The sequence below is a fragment of the Streptomyces rishiriensis genome, assembly GCF_030815485.1.
GTDB classification, from domain to species: domain Bacteria; phylum Actinomycetota; class Actinomycetes; order Streptomycetales; family Streptomycetaceae; genus Streptomyces; species Streptomyces rishiriensis_A.
The window spans coordinates 3,355,810-3,375,102 of the sequence record NZ_JAUSWV010000002.1 but is presented as its reverse complement, the minus strand read 5'-3'; the positions used below and the strand labels follow the sequence as shown (position 1 = coordinate 3,375,102).

General features: G+C 72.1%; 15 protein-coding genes. 13 read left to right on the top strand and 2 right to left on the bottom strand.

Features of this window, described 5'->3' with window-relative positions; all coding sequences use genetic code 11:
• Positions 1-62 precede the first annotated feature (62 nt).
• Positions 63-1,481, top strand: coding sequence for an NAD-dependent malic enzyme (locus QF030_RS17510; RefSeq protein ID WP_307163615.1), 1,419 nt, complete (start codon positions 63-65; stop codon positions 1,479-1,481).
• A 333-nt stretch (positions 1,482-1,814) separates the two neighbouring features.
• On the top strand, positions 1,815-2,096 hold the full coding sequence (locus tag QF030_RS17505; protein ID WP_004000874.1) for an HU family DNA-binding protein: 282 nt from the start codon (positions 1,815-1,817) through the stop codon (positions 2,094-2,096).
• 306 nt (positions 2,097-2,402) lie between these two features.
• Here the strand turns inward: QF030_RS17505 and murA are convergent, their stop codons facing one another.
• Entirely contained in the window at positions 2,403-3,749 is a 1,347-nt protein-coding gene (gene murA, locus QF030_RS17500) for a UDP-N-acetylglucosamine 1-carboxyvinyltransferase (protein ID WP_307163614.1), read from the bottom strand.
• A gap of 277 nt (positions 3,750-4,026) precedes the next feature.
• Between murA and QF030_RS17495 the strand changes: the two genes are divergently transcribed.
• The 11 genes from QF030_RS17495 (at position 4,027) to QF030_RS17445 (ending at position 16,819) form a co-directional block, all read left to right on the top strand.
• Positions 4,027-4,599: a YqgE/AlgH family protein gene (locus QF030_RS17495; protein ID WP_307167600.1), complete on the top strand. Its 573-nt coding sequence runs from the start codon at positions 4,027-4,029 to the stop codon at positions 4,597-4,599.
• A 42-nt stretch (positions 4,600-4,641) separates the two neighbouring features.
• On the top strand, positions 4,642-4,941 hold the full coding sequence (locus tag QF030_RS17490) for a DUF3039 domain-containing protein (RefSeq protein WP_078616040.1): 300 nt from the start codon (positions 4,642-4,644) through the stop codon (positions 4,939-4,941).
• A gap of 223 nt (positions 4,942-5,164) precedes the next feature.
• Positions 5,165-6,460, top strand: a complete 1,296-nt coding sequence (locus QF030_RS17485; RefSeq protein ID WP_307163613.1) for an extracellular solute-binding protein — start codon at positions 5,165-5,167, stop codon at positions 6,458-6,460.
• Positions 6,461-6,465: 5 nt separating this feature from the next.
• Positions 6,466-7,464, top strand: a complete 999-nt coding sequence (locus QF030_RS17480; protein ID WP_307163612.1) for a carbohydrate ABC transporter permease — start codon at positions 6,466-6,468, stop codon at positions 7,462-7,464.
• A 23-nt stretch (positions 7,465-7,487) separates the two neighbouring features.
• A complete protein-coding gene (locus QF030_RS17475; RefSeq protein WP_307163611.1) occupies positions 7,488-8,333 on the top strand; it encodes a carbohydrate ABC transporter permease in 846 nt (281 codons plus the stop codon).
• A gap of 1 nt (position 8,334) precedes the next feature.
• Positions 8,335-9,990 carry a beta-N-acetylhexosaminidase gene (locus tag QF030_RS17470; RefSeq protein WP_307163610.1) on the top strand — a complete coding sequence of 552 codons (1,656 nt, stop codon included), beginning with the start codon at positions 8,335-8,337 and terminating at the stop codon, positions 9,988-9,990.
• A 237-nt stretch (positions 9,991-10,227) separates the two neighbouring features.
• Complete coding sequence (locus QF030_RS17465) at positions 10,228-11,121, top strand: FAD binding domain-containing protein (RefSeq protein WP_307163609.1); 894 nt, start codon at positions 10,228-10,230, stop codon at positions 11,119-11,121.
• Complete coding sequence (locus QF030_RS17460; RefSeq protein ID WP_307163608.1) at positions 11,118-12,935, top strand: 2Fe-2S iron-sulfur cluster-binding protein; 1,818 nt, start codon at positions 11,118-11,120, stop codon at positions 12,933-12,935. The genes QF030_RS17465 and QF030_RS17460 overlap by 4 nt, the downstream gene beginning before the upstream one ends.
• The gene (locus QF030_RS17455; RefSeq protein ID WP_307163607.1) at positions 12,932-15,241 is read left to right on the top strand and encodes a xanthine dehydrogenase family protein molybdopterin-binding subunit; all 2,310 of its coding nucleotides are present in this window, start codon (positions 12,932-12,934) and stop codon (positions 15,239-15,241) included. The genes QF030_RS17460 and QF030_RS17455 overlap by 4 nt, the downstream gene beginning before the upstream one ends.
• Complete coding sequence (locus tag QF030_RS17450) at positions 15,238-15,420, top strand: hypothetical protein (protein WP_307163606.1); 183 nt, start codon at positions 15,238-15,240, stop codon at positions 15,418-15,420. Before QF030_RS17455 ends, QF030_RS17450 begins: the two co-directional genes overlap by 4 nt.
• Before the next feature lie 178 nt (positions 15,421-15,598).
• Positions 15,599-16,819, top strand: coding sequence for an SUKH-4 family immunity protein (locus QF030_RS17445; RefSeq protein ID WP_307163605.1), 1,221 nt, complete (start codon positions 15,599-15,601; stop codon positions 16,817-16,819).
• 50 nt (positions 16,820-16,869) lie between these two features.
• On the opposite strand, the gene QF030_RS17440 is transcribed toward QF030_RS17445, so the two are convergent.
• The gene (locus QF030_RS17440; protein ID WP_307167599.1) at positions 16,870-19,257 is read right to left on the bottom strand and encodes a lamin tail domain-containing protein; all 2,388 of its coding nucleotides are present in this window, start codon (positions 19,255-19,257) and stop codon (positions 16,870-16,872) included.
• Between the last annotated feature and the right edge of the window lie 36 nt (positions 19,258-19,293).

Here is a 19,293-nt window from a genome sequence, read left to right as displayed (position 1 = left end):
CGTCGGTAGGTGCGACGATCGGACGGCAATCCCGCCACCCAGCAGTGCAGAGGAAGTCGGCCATGGCAACGGCGCCCAGCGTCTCCTACTCGATCACGGTCCGTCTGGAGGTGCCCGCCAGCGGAACGGCGGTCTCCCAGATCACCACGGCCGTGGAGTCCCACGGAGGCTCGGTGACCGGCCTCGACGTCACCGCGTCCGGTCACGAGAAGCTCCGGATCGACGTCACCATCGCCGCCACCTCCACCGCCCACGCCGACGAGATCGTCGAGCAGCTGCGCGGCATCGAGGGCGTCACCCTCGGCAAGGTCTCCGACCGTACGTTCCTGATGCACCTCGGCGGCAAGATCGAGATGGCGTCCAAGCACCCCATCCGCAACCGTGACGACCTCTCGATGATCTACACGCCGGGCGTGGCCCGCGTCTGCATGGCGATCGCCGAGAACCCCGAGGACGCCCGCCGCCTCACCATCAAGCGCAACTCCGTTGCGGTCGTGACGGACGGCTCGGCCGTGCTGGGCCTCGGCAACATCGGCCCGATGGCCGCGCTGCCGGTCATGGAGGGCAAGGCGGCCCTCTTCAAGCGGTTCGCCGGCATCGACGCCTGGCCGCTGTGCCTGGACACCCAGGACACCGACGCGATCGTCGAGATCGTCAAGGCCATCGCCCCCGGCTTCGCGGGCATCAACCTCGAGGACATCTCCGCCCCCCGCTGCTTCGAGATCGAGGCCCGGCTGCGCGAGGCCCTCGACATCCCCGTCTTCCACGACGACCAGCACGGCACCGCGATCGTCGTCCTCGCGTCCCTCACGAACGCCCTGCGTGTCGTGAACAAGGGCATCGGAGACGTGCGGGTCGTCATGTCCGGCGCCGGCGCGGCCGGTACCGCCATCCTCAAGCTGCTGCTGGCGGCCGGCGTGAAGAACGCGGTCGTCGCCGACATCCACGGCGTCGTCCACGCGGACCGCGCGGACCTGGTCGACGCGGCCCCGGACTCGGCGCTGTGCTGGATCGCCGACAACACCAACCCCGAGGGCCTCACCGGCACCCTGAAGGAGGCCGTGCGCGGCGCGGACGTCTTCATCGGCGTCTCCGCCCCGAACGTCCTCGGCGGCGACGACGTGGCCGCCATGGCCGACGACGCGATCGTGTTCGCGCTCGCGAATCCGGACCCCGAGGTCGACCCGGCGATCGCCCGTCAGACGGCCGCCGTCGTGGCCACCGGCCGCTCCGACTTCCCCAACCAGATCAACAACGTGCTGGTCTTCCCGGGCGTCTTCCGCGGCCTGCTGGACGCGCAGTCCCGCACCGTCAACACCGAGATGATGCTCGCGGCCGCGAAGGCCCTCGCGGACGTCGTGAGCGACGACGAGCTCAACGCGAACTACATCATCCCCAGCGTCTTCAACGACAAGGTCGCCGGCGCCGTGGCGGGTGCGGTGCGGGAGGCCGCGAAGGCGGCGGGAGCGTCGGCCTCGTAAGCCCGGGATCGGCACAAGCCCGAGATCGGCGCCATGATCTCGGCGCCGCCGGGTATGCGGGGGCTGTGAGGATCGCCACGGCGGCCCCCGCAACGGCGCGTCGCGGAACCTCGCGCCGTCGACAGCCCTCTAGGGTTGCGCCCGACCCAACCGTCCTTCGTGTGACTCCCAAGGGTTGTCTCACGACTCCGTGCGGGTGCCGGATTGGCTTTCGCGCCGCTGGTAGGGGCAGGATGCGTCTCTGGGCGCGTGCACATCGACTTTCGCTGTGCCCAACATGCGGCTCCGCCGCGTGGCACGCCGCAACGGCAAGAAGAACACGGGAGTAACAACATGAACCGCAGTGAGCTGGTGGCCGCGCTGGCCGACCGCGCCGAGGTGACCCGCAAGGACGCCGACGCAGTGCTGGCCGCGTTCGCCGAGGTCGTCGGCGACATCGTCTCCAAGGGCGACGAGAAGGTCACGATCCCCGGCTTCCTGACCTTCGAGCGCACCCACCGTGCCGCTCGCACCGCCCGCAACCCGCAGACCGGTGACCCGATCCAGATCCCGGCCGGCTACAGCGTCAAGGTCTCCGCGGGCTCGAAGCTCAAGGAAGCGGCAAAGGGCAAGTGACCTTGCCGTCTACACCTCACCGGACGGTGTACGCGGTGTAGGCAACGTGATGGGGCGGCACCCGGATTCCGGGTGCCGCCCCATCGTTGTGCCCTCACGCACGCCCTCGAGCGCCGGCCGGGCCGGTTCCACCGGCCCGCGCCGAGGGGTTCCGGGCCAGTGCTCCGCCCGGGAGCCGGACCTCCGGGCCCAGCTCCACGAGCCTCTCCGGGCTGCCTTCTCCGTGCTGCCGCCGTGTCTGCCCGGGCGCGCCCCCCCGGACCCCCGGCCGGGTCGCTTCTCCGGGCCGGGGTGAGGCGGTGGGGGTCAGCCCAGTGCTTTGCCCGGGAGCTCGACCTTCGCGCCCAGCTCCACGAGCTTCTCCATGAAGTTCTCGTAGCCGCGGTTGATCAGGTCGATGCCGTGCACCCGGGAGGTGCCCTGGGCCGCGAGAGCGGCGATCAGGTACGAGAAGCCGCCGCGGAGGTCGGGGATGACCAGGTCGGCGCCCTGGAGCTTCGTGGGGCCCGACACGACCGCGGAGTGCAGGAAGTTGCGCTGCCCGAAGCGGCAGTTCGAGCCGCCGAGGCACTCGCGGTACAGCTGGATGTGGGCGCCCATCTGGTTGAGCGCGGAGGTGAAGCCCAGACGGGACTCGTAGACCGTCTCATGGATGATCGAGAGGCCGGTGGCCTGCGTCAGCGCGACGACCAGCGGCTGCTGCCAGTCGGTCTGGAAACCGGGGTGGACGTCCGTCTCCAGCGCGATGGACTTCAGCTGGCCGCCCGGGTGCCAGAAGCGGATGCCCTCGTCGTCGATCTCGAACGCGCCGCCCACCTTGCGGTAGGTGTTCAGGAACGTCATCATCGAGCGCTGCTGGGCGCCGCGGACGTAGATGTTGCCCTCGGTCGCCAGCGCCGCGGACGCCCAGGAGGCGGCCTCCAGGCGGTCGGACAGGGCGGCGTGGTTGTAGCCGCCGAGCTTGTCGACACCGGTGATGCGGATCGTGCGGTCGGTGTCCATCGCGATGATGGCGCCCATCTTCTGGAGCACGCAGATGAGATCCTCGATCTCCGGCTCCACGGCCGCGTTCGAGAGCTCGGTGACGCCCTCCGCCAGGACGGCGGTCAGCAGCACCTGCTCGGTCGCGCCGACGGAGGGGTACGGCAGCACGATCTTGGTGCCGCGCAGCCGCTGCGGGGCCTCCAGGTACTGGCCGTCCTCCCGCTTCTCGATCTTCGCGCCGAACTGCCGCAGCACGTCGAAGTGGAAGTCGATGGGCCGGCCGCCGATGTCGCAGCCGCCCAGGCCCGGGATGAACGCGTGGCCGAGGCGGTGCAGCAGCGGGCCGCAGAACAGGATCGGGATCCGGCTCGAACCCGCGTGGGCGTCGATGTCGGCGACGTTCGCGCTCTCCACGTAGGTCGGGTCGAGCACCAGCTCGCCCGGCTCCTCGCCCGGCCGGACCGTCACACCGTGCAGCTGGAGCAGGCCGCGTACGACCCGCACGTCACGGATGTCCGGAACATTGCGCAGCCGACTCGGCTCACTGCCCAGCAGGGCGGCGACCATGGCCTTGGGTACGAGGTTCTTCGCACCGCGGACACGGATCTCGCCCTCGAGCGGGGTGCCGCCGTGGACAAGCAGTACGTCGTCAGAGCCGTTGACGGTCATGTATCTCGCGTTCCATGGATGGTGGATGGGGCAAGGGCCGTTGATGTCGGGGGCAGGGCCAGATGAGACAGAGTAATCGCCGCCGACCCCTGTCCCGTAAGCCCAGGGACCGCCCAGGTGCGTCATAGCTGTGTCACAACACGAACCGTTCCCCACCGGGCACATGGGGTCACCGCCGACCGCCGCGCGGGCCTGTGCGCCCGGACCGCACCCGTGCGCGCCCCCGGTGCCCGGGTTGCCTCCCCACTTCACGGGAAGATGCGGGATCATGTCTGGCATGACCGAGGTGTCCTCGCTCACGGGGCGGCTGCTCGTGGCAACGCCCGCCCTGGCGGACCCGAACTTCGACCGTGCGGTGGTGCTCCTTCTCGACCACGACGAGGAGGGCTCCCTCGGTGTCGTCCTCAACCGGCCCACTCCGGTGGGCGTGAGCGACATCCTGGAGGGCTGGGCGGATCTCACCGGTGAACCCGGCGTCGTCTTCCAGGGCGGCCCGGTCTCCCTCGACTCGGCCCTCGGCATCGCCGTCATCCCGGGTGGCACGACCGTCAACGGCACCCCGATCGGCTGGCGCCGGGTGCACGGCGCGATCGGTCTCGTCGACCTGGAGGCCCCACCGGAACTCCTGGCCTCGGCCCTCGGCTCCCTGCGGATCTTCGCCGGATATGCCGGCTGGGGCCCGGGTCAGCTGGAGGACGAGCTGGAGGAGGGCGCCTGGTACGTCGTGGAGTCCGAACCGGGTGACGTGTCCTCGCCGTCCCCCGAGAGACTCTGGCGCGAGGTGCTGCGCCGCCAGCGCAGCGAACTCGCGATGGTGGCGACCTATCCGGACGACGCCTCGCTCAACTGACGGGTGTGAGCTTCGGTACGCGGCTTCAGTACCCTTGGCGTCATGAGCACTCTTGAGCCTGAGACCCAGCCCCAGCGAGGCACTGGGACGGGAACCCTCGTAGAGCCGACGCCGCAGGTGTCGCACGGCGACGGGGACCACGAGCGCTACGCCCACTACGTCCAGAAGGACAAGATCATGGCGAGCGCCCTCGACGGGACGCCCGTCGTGGCGCTGTGCGGCAAGGTCTGGGTGCCCGGCCGCGACCCGAAGAAGTACCCCGTCTGCCCCATGTGCAAGGAGATCTTCGAGTCCATGGCCGGTGGCGGGGACGACAAGGGCAAGGGCGGCGACAAGAAGTAGCCGCAGGACTCAGCAGCTTTCCCGAGGCCCCCGGGGCGCGTCACCACGCGCCCCGGGGGCCTTGTGTCGCCTTGCGCCGTCTTTGTCGTTGCACGGGGTGCGTCAGGTGGTCACAGAGTGGTGGAGACCTCTTGTCGGCGCGTTCCTCCAGTCCATAGCCTCCGGTGTGTTGTGCAGAGCGAAACAGTCATTGCATATGTTGCAACGCTCGGAGGATCGCGCCATGAAGCTCCCCACCCGACTGGCCGTGCTCACGGCCGCCGCCCTGGTCGTCACCGCCTGCGCCCCCCAGACATCCGGCAACTCCTCTTCCGACACGGACGACAAGACGGGCACCCTGCGCGTCTGGCTCTTCCAGGAGGTCGGCAACCAGCCCAAGGAACAGGTCGTCGACGCCGCCGTCACCGCCTTCGAGAAGGCCCACGAGGGTGCGAAGGTCGACGTCGAGTACATCCCCGTCGAAACCCGCGCCCAGCGCGTCAAGGCCGCCTTCAACGACCCGAAGTCCGCTCCCGACGTCATCGAGTACGGCAACACCGACACGGCCGGATACGTCCACGACGGCGGACTCCTGGACGTCACCGAGGACTTCGCCGACTGGAGCGAGGCCAAGGCGACCGACCCCACGGCCAAGCAGTCGGTCACCGTCGACGGCAAGCTCTACGGCGCGCCCTTCTACGTCGGCGTCCGCGCCCTGTACTACCGCACGGACGTGTTCGAGGAGCTGGGGCTGGCAGTCCCGAGGACCATGGCCGAGCTGGCGGCCACCGCCCGGAAGATCCGGGCCGCCGAGCCCGATCTGTACGGCCTGGTGGTCGGTGGCGCCTACACCTACGGCGCGATGCCCTTCGTATGGGCCAACGGCGGTGAACTCGCCACCGGAAAGAGCGGCTCCTACGCCTCCGGCATCGACAGCGCGGCCGCCCGGAAGGGCATCGCCGCGTACACGTCGCTCTTCTCGGACGACAACTGTCCCGCCGCCAAGTGCGCGGGCATGGGCGGCAACGACACCGTCACCGCCTTCGCCGCGGGCAAGGCCGGGATGGCGATCGGCGGCGACTTCAGCCACACGGCCGTGGAGGCCGGCAAGGTGAAGGGCGAGTACGCCGTCGTACCGCTGCCGGGTGTGACGCCCGGCTCGATCGCCCCGGCCTTCGCGGGCGGCAACAACATCGGCGTGCTGAAGAGCACCTCGCACCGCACCCTCGCCGTCCAGCTGATGGAGGCCCTCGCCTCGAAGAAGACCCAGGCCGCGCTGTTCGACGCGATGGGCTTCCTGCCCACCTTCACGGACGTCCGGGACCAGGCCGCCGCGAAGGAGCCCTTCGTGAAGCCCTTCGTGCAGACCCTGGCCGCCGGGACCGAGTTCGTGCCCGCGTCGCCCGCGTGGTCGCAGATCGACTCCTCCCTCGTCCTGCCGACGATGTTCCAGGAGATCGTCAGCGGCAGGAAGGACGTGGCCGCGGCCTCGGCGGAGGCCGCGAAGAAGATGGACGCCGCGTTCGGCTCCGCCGGGTGACGCCCATGACACCCGACAGCTCAACCGCCGAGGTCCGTGGGCGACCGCGGGCCGCAGCAGTCCGGTCGCGCCCACGCGGCGGTGGCCGCACATCCGATACCGCCTCGCGCCCCTCGGCAGGGCGGAGGGGGCGGCGGCAGACGGCGCCCTGGCTCTACCTCGCGCCCGCGCTCGTCGTCCTCGCCGCGCTGCTCGCCTACCCCGTCTACCAGCTCGGCCTGATCTCGCTCTTCCGCTACACCCAGGCCCAGGTCAGCGGCGGGGAGCCCACCGCCTTCCGGGGCTTCGGCAACTACGCGGACGTCTTCTCCGACGACCGGTTCTGGCAGGTGCTCCTGTCGACGGTCGTCTTCGCGACGGCCTGTGTGGTCTCCACCCTGGCCGTCGGCTGCGCACTCGCCGTGCTCCTCACGCGCGTGCGTGCCGTGCCGCGGCTGGCGCTGATGCTGGCCGCGATGGGCGCCTGGGCGACCCCCGCGGTCACCGGCTCCACGGTCTGGCTCTTCCTGTTCGACCCCGACTTCGGTCCGGTGAACCGGCTGCTGGGCCTCGGCGACCACTCGTGGACGTACGGCCGCCTCAGCGCCTTCCTCCTCGTCCTGCTCGAAGTGGTCTGGTGTTCCTTCCCGTTCGTGATGGTCACCGTCTACGCCGGGATCCGTTCCGTGCCGTCCGAGGTCCTGGAGGCGGCGGCGCTGGACGGCGCCTCGCAGTGGCGGATCTGGCGGTCCGTGCTGGCCCCGATGCTCCGCCCGATCCTCGTGGTCGTCACCATCCAGTCGGTCATCTGGGACTTCAAGGTCTTCACCCAGATCTACGTGATGACCAACGGGGGCGGCATCGCCGGGCAGAACCTCGTCCTGAACGTCTACGCCTACCAACAGGCCTTCGCCTCCTCGCAGTACGGCCTGGGAGCGGCGATCGGCGTCGTGATGCTGCTGATCCTGCTCGCCGTCACGCTGGTCTATCTGCGGCTGCTGCGCCGACAGGGGGAGGAACTGTGAGAGGAGTCGCGAAACGCGGAAGCGTGCGTTCTGTGCGGGGCGCGGTGGCCCGTCCATGGCGGTTCGCCGCCGAGGCCTGCGCGCTGCTGGTCGCGGTGGTCGTCGCCTTCCCGCTGTACTGGATGGTGCTGGGCGCCTTCAAACCGGCCGGGGAGATCCGCTCGAGCGAGCCACGGCCGTGGACGCTCGCACCCTCCCTGGATTCCTTCCGGCGCGTCTTCGGGCAGCAGGAATTCGGCCGCTACTTCCTCAACAGCCTGGTCGTGGCGGGTGCGGTGGTGATCGCCTCCGGAGTGATCGCGTTTCTCGCCGCGACCGCCGTGACCCGGTTCCGGTTCCGCTTCCGCACCACCCTGCTGATCATGTTCCTGGTGGCCCAGATGGTGCCCGTGGAGGCGCTGACGATCCCGTTGTTCTTCCTCATGCGGGACTTCGGCCAGCTGAACACCCTGGGCTCCCTGATCCTGCCGCACATCGCTTTCTCACTGCCCTTCGCGATCTGGATGCTGAGAGGGTTCGTGAAAGCGGTTCCGGAAGCGCTGGAGGAGGCCGCGTACCTCGACGGGGCGAGCCGTACGCGCTTTATGTGGCAGATCCTTTTCCCGCTCGTCCTGCCGGGTCTGGTGGCCACGAGCGTGTTTTCCTTCATCTCCGCCTGGAACGACTTCCTGTTCGCCAAGTCCTTCATCATCAGCGACACCTCGCAGTCGACGCTGCCGATGGCCCTGCTGGTCTTCTACGAGCCGGACGACCCCGACTGGGGCGGGGTGATGGCGGGTTCCACGGTCATGACGATTCCGGTTCTGGTGTTCTTCGTACTCGTACAGCGACGGCTGGTCTCCGGGCTGGGCGGAGCGGTAAAGGACTGATGTGACTTCTGCATTCGACCTCGTCGACCTCGTCCCCGCGCCGCGTGCCGTGGAGGGCCCCAAGCGCTGCGGTGTCGACATCGACGAGCACACCACCGTGTGGGCCGCGCCCGGCACGGAGGGCACCGAACGCTGGCTGCGCGCCACCCTGGGCGCGGCCTTCGGGGTGCCCCTGCGTCCCGGGCCGCAGGGCGCCCGCGACTCCGTGCGGCTGTGTCTGGACGACACGATGGAGCCGGAGGCGTACCGGCTGAGCGTCGTCGCCACCCGGGGCATCGAGATCCTCGGCGGAAGCCCGGCCGGTGTCTTCTGGGGCGCGCAGACGCTGCGTCAGCTGCTCGGCCGGCACGCGTTCCGGCGCGCCCCCGTGCGGCCCGGGATCACCTACGGCGTCCCGCACCAGATCATCGAGGACGCCCCCCGCTTCCGCTGGCGCGGCCTGATGCTCGACGTCGCCCGCCACTTCATGCCCAAGGACGGCGTCCTGCGCTACCTGGACCTGATGGCGGCGCACAAACTCAACGTCTTCCACTTCCACCTGACGGACGACCAGGGCTGGCGCATCGAGATCGAGCGGTACCCCCGGCTGACCGAGGTCGGTTCCTGGCGGACCCGCACGAAATTCGGCCACCGGGCCTCACCGCTGTGGGAGGAGAAGCCGCACGGTGGCTTCTACACGCGGGACGACATCCGGGAGATCGTCGCCTACGCCGCCGAGCGGCATATCACCGTGGTCCCGGAAATCGACGTCCCCGGCCACTCGCAGGCCGCGATCGCCGCCTATCCGGAACTCGGCAACACCGACGTCGTCCCCGCGTCCGCCGACGGGGGCGCCGCCCTCTCCGTGTGGGACGACTGGGGGATCAGTCCCCACGTACTCGCCCCCACCGACGACACCCTGCGCTTCTACGAGGGCGTCTTCGAGGAAGTGCTGGAGCTGTTCCCCTCGGAGTTCATCCACGTCGGGGGTGACGAATGCCTCAAGGACCAGTGGCGGCGGTCGCCTGCCGCGCAGGCCCGCATCGGGGAACTCGGCCTCGCCGACGAGGACGAGCTCCAGTCCTGGTTCGTCCGGCACTTCGACACATGGCTCTCCGCGCGCGGGCGCCGGCTCATCGGCTGGGACGAGATCCTGGAGGGCGGGCTCGCGGACGGGGCGGCCGTGTCGTCCTGGCGTGGCTACGCGGGCGGGATCGCCGCCGCGCGAGCCGGGCACGACGTCGTGATGTGCCCCGAGCAGCAGGTGTACCTGGACCACCGGCAGGACGGCGGAGCGGACGAGCCGGTGCCGATCGGGTTCGTGCGCACCCTGGAGGACGTCTACCGGTTCGAACCCGTTCCCGAGGAGCTCACACCGAAGGAGGCGGGGCACGTGCTCGGCACGCAGGCCAACCTGTGGACCGAGGTGATGGAGGACCACGCGCGCGTGGACTACCAGGCCTTCCCCCGGCTCGCCGCCTTCGCCGAGGTCGCCTGGAGTGTCCTGCCCGCCCCGGCGGAGCGGGACTTCGCCGACTTCGAGCGGCGGATGGAGGCCCACTACGAACGGCTCGACGCGCTGGGCGTCGGCTACCGTCCGCCCACCGGGCCCAGGCCGTGGCAGCGGCGCCCGGGCGTCCTGGGGCGCCCGATCGACGGCCCACCCCCGAACCGGTGATGCCGTACGTCCTGGATAAACCCCGGCATGCTCACCGAAGAGTGGCAATTCACGCGCACCGGCGATGCCGTACGAAAACGGACCATCTCCCCGATGAGGTGGGCGAATGCCTCCTAGCGGACCCCCGCGTTCGGGTGTTGCGAAGATGTGCCAGAGTTGCCACGTCCGCCCTGTCAGCACGTACCGTACGGCAGCACAGGTGGGACCAGGTGGGGCAGCGGGAAGGGGCAGCCGGTTTTGACCACGCACGCACCGCAGGCGGGGCAGGCCGTCACCCTGCCCACGACGCTGGACGAGGCCGTGGCGGCGCTGGCCGCCATGCCCGCCGCCGTCCCGGTGGCCGGCGGCACCGACCTGATGGCCGCCGTCAACTCGGGGCAGCTCAGGCCCACCGGCCTGGTCGGCCTCGGCCGCATCAGCGAGATCCGCGGCTGGCAGTACCAGGACGGCCACGCGCTGCTCGGCGCCGGACTCACCCACGCGCGGATGGGCCGCCCCGACTTCGCCGCCCTGATCCCGGCGCTCGCCGCGGCCGCGCGCGCCGCGGGCCCGCCGCAGATCCGCAACGCGGGCACCCTCGGCGGCAACATCGCCTCGGCCGCTCCCACGGGCGACGCGCTGCCCGTGCTGGCCGCGCTGGAGGCGACCCTGATCATCGCGGGCCCGGGCGGAGCCCGCCGTGAGATGCCGGTGTCGCACCTGCTCGCCGGCATGGAGATGCTGCGCGGCGGCGAACTCATCGGGTACGTGCGCGTGCCGCTGCTGCATGCCCCGCAGATCTTCCTGAAGGCGACCGGCCGCACCGGTCCGGGCCGTGCGGTGGCCTCCGTGGCGCTGGTCCTCGACCCCGCCCGGCGGGGCGTCAGGTGCGCCGTCGGGGCCATAGCGCCGATGCCGCTGCGGCCGCTGGAGGCCGAGCAGTGGGTCGCCCGGCTCATCGACTGGGACAACGCCCGCGCCATCGTCCCCGAGGCGCTGACCGCCTTCGGGGAGTACGTCGCCGCCGCCTGCATCCCCGACCCGGTGCCGGACGTGGACGGCTCCGTACCGGAACTTCCGCCCGCCGTACTGCACCTGCGGCGCACTGTCGCCGCGCTGGCCCGACGAGCACTGGGGAGGGCGCTGTCGTGAGCGACGACCAGCACGGACCCGGACACGGACAGGAAGACGGGCAGGGCCGGGGCGCGCCGCAGGGCGGCGGCCGCTGGGACCCGCTGCCCCAGGGGGACTACGACGACGGCGCGACCGCCTTCGTGAAGCTCCCCGAGGGCGGCATCGACGCCTTCCTGGCCGCCCGCGGCGACAGTCCCCTCGCCGCGCCGGGCCATGGGTACGTGCCGCCGCAGATAGCGGTGGCGCCCCCCACGGACGGCACCGGACCCTGGGCCGCCCCGGCCGGCGGCTCCGACTGGCCCGTCGCGCAGGACACCCCGCAGACGGTCGGCGACGACCGGTTCACCTACCACCCCGGCGCGACCGGCCAGTGGGCCTTCGAGGACACCTCCGGCGAGTCGGGCGCACCGCGGCCGGCGCCCGGCCACGACGTGACGGGCCAGTGGTCGATCCCCGTCGCGGGCGGCGACCTGCCCGACGAGTCGGGCGAGTTCACCACCTCGTCCCTGGTCGAGCAGTGGGGCGGCACGCCCCCGTCCACCCTGCCCGGCGGCGCGTCCGCGCCCTGGGCGACGGAACCGGCAGGCCCGGCGGACCACGGTGTCACGGACCACGGTGTGACGGACCAGGCGTGGGGGCAGCGCACCGACGAGGCGCACACGGCCGTGCGGCCGGCGACCGAGGAGTCCGCGTTCGGGCAGGCGCCGGAGCGCGGCCCGATGGGCGGGGAACCCGACCGGCACCACCCCGCCGCCGAGCACCCCGCCGAGTACACCGGGCAGCACGCGCACCCGAACGGGACCTACGCCCCGGAAATCTCCGCCGAGGCGTACACGGTGGCACCGAGCGGGCCTGCGGAGACCGCCGGGCGGGACGCCCAGCGGGCCGCTGAGGCCGAGGGGACCGCCGAGGCGTCCGGCGAGACCGACTACGCCCACGAGGCCGCTGACGAGCCCGCTGAGGCCTCCCACGGGCCCGCGCGACCGCCCGTGGAACCCGCGCCCCCGCACGGAGCCGCGCACGGCCCGGCCGAGGCGTCGGAGGACCGGTCCGCCGACGCGGACGCCCCTCGGGATCCCGAGGCCCACGCCGCTCCCGACACCGCCCCGCCCCGGTCCGCCGAGGCCGCCGAGCCGGCTGGGTCCGACGGGCCCGCGGACGAGACGGACGACGCCCCGGCGCCGTTCCACGAGGAACACCCCCTCGCCGGCTACGTGCTGCGCGTCAACGGCTCCGACCGCCCCGTCACCGACGCCTGGATCGGCGAGTCGCTGCTCTACGTCCTGCGCGAGCGGCTCGGCCTCGCGGGCGCCAAGGACGGCTGCTCGCAGGGCGAGTGCGGGGCCTGCAACGTCCAGGTGGACGGGCGGCTCGTCGCCTCCTGCCTGGTCCCGGCCGTCACCACCGCCGGCAGCGAGATCCGCACCGTCGAGGGCCTGGCCGTCGACGGCCAGGCCTCGGACGTGCAGCGGGCGCTCGCCCGGTGCGGTGCCGTGCAGTGCGGCTTCTGCGTGCCCGGCATGGCGATGACCGTGCACGACCTGCTGGAGGGCAACCCGGCCCCCACCGAACTCGAGGCCCGCCAGGCCCTGTGCGGCAACCTGTGCCGCTGCTCCGGCTACCGGGGCGTCCTGCGCGCCGTCCAGGACGTCGTGGCCGAGCGGGAGGCGACCGCCGCCGCGGACGCCGAGACGGACGGCGACGAGGCACGTATTCCGCACCAGGCGGGCCCGGGCGCCGGAGGCGTCCACCCGTCGGCGTTCGAGAACCCTGCACAGCCCCACCCGCACGACCCGGCGTACGGACAGGGCCAGGACGGAGGCCAGGCGTGAGCAACGAGACGGTCACCACGACGACCCCCGTGGATGCCGCCCCGGCACCCGAGCCGATCCCGCACGGGCTCGGCGCCTCCCTGCAGCCCGCCGACGCGCGCGCCAAGACGGAGGGCACCTTCCCGTACGCCGCCGACCTGTGGGCCGAGGGCCTGCTGTGGGCGGCCGTGCTGCGCTCGCCGCACCCGCACGCGCGGATCGTGTCCATCGACACGTCACACGCGCGGGAGATGCCCGGCGTCCGGGCCGTCGTCACCCACGAGGACGTCCCCGGCCGCGCCCTGCACGGTCGCGGCAGGGCCGACCGTCCGGTGTTCGCGTCCGACGTCGTACGCCACCACGGCGAGCCCATCGCGGCCGTCGCCGCCGACCACCCGGACACCGCGCGGATGGCCGCCGCGGCCGTCATCGTCGAGTACGAGGTGCTCGAGCCGGTGATCGACCCGGAGCAGGCCTTCGAGGCGCAGGCGCTGCACCCCGACGGCAACCTGATCCGGCACATCCCGCTGCACCACGGCGACCCGTCCGCGGCCGGCGACGTCGTCGTCGAGGGCCAGTACCGTATCGGCCGCGCGGATCCCGCCCCGATCGGCGCCGAGGCCGGCCTCGCGGTGCCCCGTCCCGACGGCGGTGTGGAGCTCTACCTCGCCTCCACCGACCCGCACACCGACCGGGACACCGCCGCCGCCTGCTACGGCCTCGAACCCGAGCGCGTGAAGATCGTCGTCACCGGGGTGCCCGGCGCCACCGCCGACCGCGAGGACCAGGGCTTCCAGCTCCCGCTCGGCCTGCTCGCGCTGAAGACCGGCTGCCCGGTGAAACTCACGGCCACGCGCGAGGAGTCCTTCCTCGGCCACGCCCACAGACACCCGACGCTGCTGCGCTACCGTCACCACGCCGACGCCGACGGCCGGCTGGTGAAGGTCGAGGCCCAGATCCTGCTGGACGCCGGCGCGTACGCCGACACCTCCGCCGAGGCCCTGGCCGCCGCCGTCTCCTTCGCCTGCGGCCCCTACGTCGTCCCGAACGCCTTCATCGAGGGCTGGGCGGTCCGCACGAACAACCCGCCGTCGGGCCATGTGCGCGGCGAGGGCGCGATGCAGGTCTGCGCCGCCTACGAGGCGCAGATGGACAAGCTGGCCAAGAAGCTCGGCGTCGACCCGGCGGAGCTGCGGCTGCGCAACGCCATGGCGACCGGGGACGTCCTGCCGACCGGCCAGACGGTGACCTGCCCGGCCCCCGTGGCCGAACTCCTCCAGGCCGTCCGGGAGTTCCCCCTCCCGGCGCTCCCCAAGGACACGCCGGAGGACGACTGGCTGCTGCCCGGCGGCCCCGAGGGCGCGGGCGAACCCGGTGCGGTGCGCCGGGGCGTCGGCTACGGGCTCGGCATGGTGCACATGCTGGGCGCGGAGGGCGCCGACGAGGTCTCCACGGCGACCGTGAAGGTCCAGGACGGCGTCGCGACGGTGCTGTGCGCGGCGGTGGAGACGGGGCAGGGCTTCACGACGCTGGCCCGCCAGATCGTCCAGGAGACGCTGGGCGTGGACGAGGTCCACGTGGCCCCCGTCGACACCGACCAGCCGCCCGCGGGCCCCGGCTGCCGCGGCCGGCACACGTGGGTGTCGGGCGGCGCCGTGGAGCGCGCGGCGAAGATGGTCCGCACGCAGTTGCTCCAGCCCCTGGCGCACAAGTTCGGCATGTCCACGGAGCTGCTCCAGATCACGGACGGCAAGATCACCTCGTACGACGGCGTTCTGTCGACGACCGTCATGGAGGAGATGCACGGCAAGGAGCTGTGGGCGACGGCCCAGTGCCGCCCGCACCCGACCGAGCCGCTGGACGCGGCAGGCCAGGGCGACGCCTTCGTAGGCCTCGCCTTCTGCGCGATCCGCGCGGTCGTGGACGTCGACATCGAGCTGGGCTCGGTCCGGGTCGTCGAACTCGCGGTCGCCCAGGACGTCGGCCGGATCCTCAACCCGGCGCAGCTCACCGCGCGCATCGAGGCCGGTGTGACGCAGGGGGTCGGCATCGCGCTCACCGAGAACCTCCGCACGCCGAGGGGCCTGCTCCGCCACCCCGACCTCACCGGTTACGCGCTGCCCACGGCTCTGGACGCCCCGGACATCCGGATCGTCAAGCTGGTCGAGGAACGCGATGTGGTCGCCCCGTTCGGCGCGAAGGCCGCCAGCGCGGTCCCGGTGGTGACCTCGCCCGCGGCGATCGCCTCCGCCGTGCGGGCCGCCACGGGCCGCCCGGTGAACCGGCTGCCGATAAGGCCGCAGGCGGCCGTGGTGACGGACCGGTGAGCGAGCGGCAGCCGGCGCCGGACGCACCTGCGGGCCCGGAATCGGACTCGGGCTCGGATCCGGGCTCGGACGCGCAGCGGTTCGAACCCGCGCCCGGCGTGGGCAGGCTGCTGGGCTGGATCCTGCTGTTCGTGGTGGCGGCGGTGGTCGTGGTGCTCGGCGGTGTGTACCTCACCTGAGAGGTGATCGGGCCGATCGGGCCGAAAAGGGAACTCGCGAGGCCGCCCCGACGTCTGTCAGTGCGGGACCGGTGACAGGTGTGCTGGGTGCAGTCGCTGGTCAGCGCCGTTGTCAGTGGTGCCGCATAGGCTGCGGAGCAGTGGGACGGCGCACGCAACTTTCCGCACGGGGGACCCGATGGGCACGACCAGGACCACCACCGCCACGACGACGATCACCTTCACCGAGGACGAGCTCTTCCCTCACGTCACGCATGCGCCGACGCGCCGCTGGCTCACCGGCCCCGGCCTGCCCGCGACCCCGGGCGACGGCGGCCTGCTGACGTTCGAGGCGCTGCGCACGGACGGCCTGCGCACGGTGGGTGACTCCACGGGCGACCCCGGCGGCCGTCTGGCGGCGGAGCTGCGTGACCGGCTGGTGATAGGCGGGCTCCTGGGCGCCGACGGCCGTGAGACGGAGTCCGTCCTGCTCGACGGCATGACGGGCGAGATCTCCACGACCTACTTCCTGCACGACCGCCCCGACCTGATGGACCTCCGCCCGCTCGCGCCCTCCCTGGAGAAGCTGGTGCGCTACGCGACGGCGGTGGACGAACTGGCGGCGCTGCGCGGCCAGTTCGCCTGCTACGCGAGCCGGCTCGGGCCGAAGGCGGTGGCGGAGGCGTCACGGCAGCTGCTGGCCGTCTTCGAGGAGGGCGCGAAGGACACGGGCGGCGCGTCCGGCCCCTTCTGGAAGCTGGCCGCGGTGATCCGCCCGCTGGCCCTGGTGGCGGGCCCGGGCACGGCGTCCGGCCTGGCCCTGGATCTGCCGGTCCGTCTCCTGGACGAGGAGTTCGGCTCCGGCGAGGTCGTCCGGTTCGAGGACGTCGACTGCCCGAGGGCACTCACGCACGCCCCGACCCGCCGCTTCCTGCGCGAGGTGGGCCTGCCGGAGCAGGTCGTCTGGTTCTCGCTGGAGACGGACATGCCGCTGCAGACCCTCGCCGAGTACTACGCGGACGACCGCGCCGGCGTCCTCACCGAGGAGCTGCTGCCCGCGAACGCCGACCGGCTGATCCGCCTGGGCCATCTCCTCGAGGACACCAGCCTGGTCGTCGACGGCGCCACCGGCGCGGTGCTGAGCTGGAGCGAGCCGGACCTCGGCCTGCGCCCGCTCAACGCCGACATCTCGACGCTGGCGTTCACCCTCTGGCTGATACGCCGTGAGCGGGCCCTGGACGCGGTGCACCGGCTGACCGAGGCCTACGACCAGCTCGCCGAGACGATGTCCCGCACCCTGGCCGCCGTCGACCCGGTCGCCTGCGACCCGACCCCGGTTGCGGCCGTCCCCACGGACGACGGCCGGCGGTACTGGCCGGAGGTCTTCGAGGACGAGGCGGGCGGGGGCCTGTACGCGTAACCCGGGCCCGCACCCGCCCGCACCCGCTCCGCCGTTCTCCTGCTCCGCGGTCAGTCCTTGCGGCACCGGCTGACGTCGATCCGTACGACCTGCGGGTCGTGATCGCTGGCCTGGTCGGCGAACTCGGCGTTGATGTGCACCACGTCGTAGTCGTAGTGCGTGACGGCCGGGCTCGTCAGGATGTGGTCCAGGGTCTGCGAGTTGCCGTCGTAGACGTAGGTGTAGCGCTCCGCGGCCGGCAGGGTGCTGATCAGCGGCTTGAGGACCTTGCCGTCCGTGAGGGTGGTGACGGTCCGGGAGAACTCGTAGTCGTTGAGGTCGCCGAGCACCACCGTCCTGGCGTTCTTGTCCGCCGCGAGCAGGGACTTGACGAACGAGTTCACCTCGGCCGCCTGTGCCTGGCGCTGGGTCTCGGAGCTGCGCGACGGCGGCTGGTAGCGGCCGTGCAGGGGCTGGTCGCCGCCCTTGGAGGTGAAGTGGTTGGCGATCACGAAGACCGTCTCGCCGTGGAAGACGAACTCGCCGACCAGCGGCTTGCGGCTGTTGTCCCAGGCGTCGGAGGCCGGGTCGATGCGACCGGGGGAGGCGGTGAGCCTCGCGCCCTTCCTGGTCTTCACCACGCCGGTGGCCGTGACGGCGTCACCGCCGGCCCGGTCGGCGAAGGAGACCCGCTCGGGGTTGAAGAGGAAGACCTGACGGATGTTGCCGCCGGGCTCGCCGCCGTCCTGGTCGTCGGTGGGGGCGATGTAGCGCCACCGGTAGCGGGGGCCGCCGGCGGCGCGGATGGCGTCGGTGAACCGCTTCAGGGTGGCCTCGGAGGTGACGGTGCCGTCGTCGGTGGCGCCGTTGTCGTCCTGGATCTCCTCCAGGGCGACGACGTCCGGGGAGTTGAGGTTGACGGCGACACCGTGGGCGAGCCGGTCGATCTTCTCCTGGGCGTCCAGCGCGTCCAGGTTCTCCACGTTGTACGTGGCGACCGCGAGCTCGTGGCCCTTCTGCCGGCGGGTCACTTCCTGCTTCAGCCCGTTGTCGACCAGGGTGCCGAGTCGCGTGGCCTGGACGTTGTAGCCGCCGTAGGTGGAGTAGTCGAGCGGCCCGGTGGTCGTGCCGGACAGTTCGTCACCGACGTCGGCGCTGGGGAAGGCGGAGGCGCTGTCGAGCGACATGACCTCCAGGCGGCCGGTGTTCGGCCGGTCGTAGGACGAGTAGAGGGTCCCGCCGCGGGGTGTGGCGTCCTCGTCCGGCTTGACGGTCACCCACAGCTCGCCGTACGCGTCGCTCGCGCCGACGACACGGGCGTCGGAGAAGGCGACCCGCATCCCCTCCGCCGCCTCGTAGAAGTCCTGGGCGTACACGCCCGGTTCGAGGGCGAGCGACTCGATGCTGCCGCCTCCGGCGGTGGGGATGTACGCGTCGGGCACGTCGGCGGCGTTCAGGGCGACGGCGGCGGGCAGCGCGTCGCCGCCGGACAGCACGGTCGTGGTGGGCGCGGTGAGCTCGGTGACCGACTGGCTGGTGCTGCTGGGGTAGTACTCGCTGACCTTGCCGTCGACCAGCACCGAGTCCCCGACGGCGACGGTGGGCGTGGCGGAGCCGGTGTACACGAACACGCCCTCGCTGGTGCGGGGGTCGGCGTCCGCCGTGGGGTCCTGGATCCAGTACCCCTTGGACCCGGAGGCCCGCACCCCGGTGACGACGCCCGGCACCCGGCTGACGGTCTGCCCGGCGAGCGGGGAGAGCCGGGTGGTGCCCTGGATGTCGTGGACGCGGACGGCGCCGGGCGTGGTGGGATCGCTACTGCCGTCCCCACCGTCCCCGCCGTCTCCTGAACCGGGCGTCTGTCCGGCGGAGTTGACGGGCGAGGGCGTCCCGGCCGTGAGATCGGCGGCGTTGTCGTCGCTGTCGCCCAGCGCGGCGCCCCGGGCGACGGCGGCGGTGTTGGAGGACCCGCTGGCAGGCCCGCTGCCCTCCCGTACGAGAGCGCTGCCGTAGCCGACGAGGTCGACGATCCGGCTGTCGGCGGCGCAGTCGGCGGCGGTCCTGCACGTCAAGGCGGTGGTGCCGGAGACGAGCGCGACGGTGCCGCTGGTGGCGCTCATGGCGACGGACCCGGTGGCGTCGGCGGTGGGCAGCGCGGTGCTCCCTCCGGTCCCGGCGGCCTCGGCGACGAGGAAACGCCCGCCGGGCGCGACGGCCCCGCTCAGCGTGGTCACCTGCCACAGCGAGGAAGCCGACGGCGCGCCCGGCAGGTACTGCACGCTGTACCCGGCCAGGTCATAGGCCGCCGAGCCCGCGTTGCCCAGCTCGACGAAGTCCCGGGTCAGGGTCGCCCCCGAGTTCCCGCCACCGCCGTACACCTCGGAGATCACCGCGGTGGCGGACGGCGTGGCGTAGGCGGCGGGCAGCGAGGTGACGGCGAACGCGCTCGCGACGCCCACGGATGTGAGCGCGTACGCGGCACGGCGGGATCTGTT

Coding starts and splice junctions, on each gene's coding strand:
- QF030_RS17510 (WP_307163615.1), top strand. CDS start 63: ATGGCAACGGCGCCCAGCGTCTCCTACTCGATCACGGTCCGTCTGGAG.
- QF030_RS17505 (WP_004000874.1), top strand. CDS start 1,815: ATGAACCGCAGTGAGCTGGTGGCCGCGCTGGCCGACCGCGCCGAGGTG.
- murA (WP_307163614.1), bottom strand. CDS start 3,749: ATGACCGTCAACGGCTCTGACGACGTACTGCTTGTCCACGGCGGCACC.
- QF030_RS17495 (WP_307167600.1), top strand. CDS start 4,027: ATGACCGAGGTGTCCTCGCTCACGGGGCGGCTGCTCGTGGCAACGCCC.
- QF030_RS17490 (WP_078616040.1), top strand. CDS start 4,642: ATGAGCACTCTTGAGCCTGAGACCCAGCCCCAGCGAGGCACTGGGACG.
- QF030_RS17485 (WP_307163613.1), top strand. CDS start 5,165: ATGAAGCTCCCCACCCGACTGGCCGTGCTCACGGCCGCCGCCCTGGTC.
- QF030_RS17480 (WP_307163612.1), top strand. CDS start 6,466: ATGACACCCGACAGCTCAACCGCCGAGGTCCGTGGGCGACCGCGGGCC.
- QF030_RS17445 (WP_307163605.1), top strand. CDS start 15,599: ATGGGCACGACCAGGACCACCACCGCCACGACGACGATCACCTTCACC.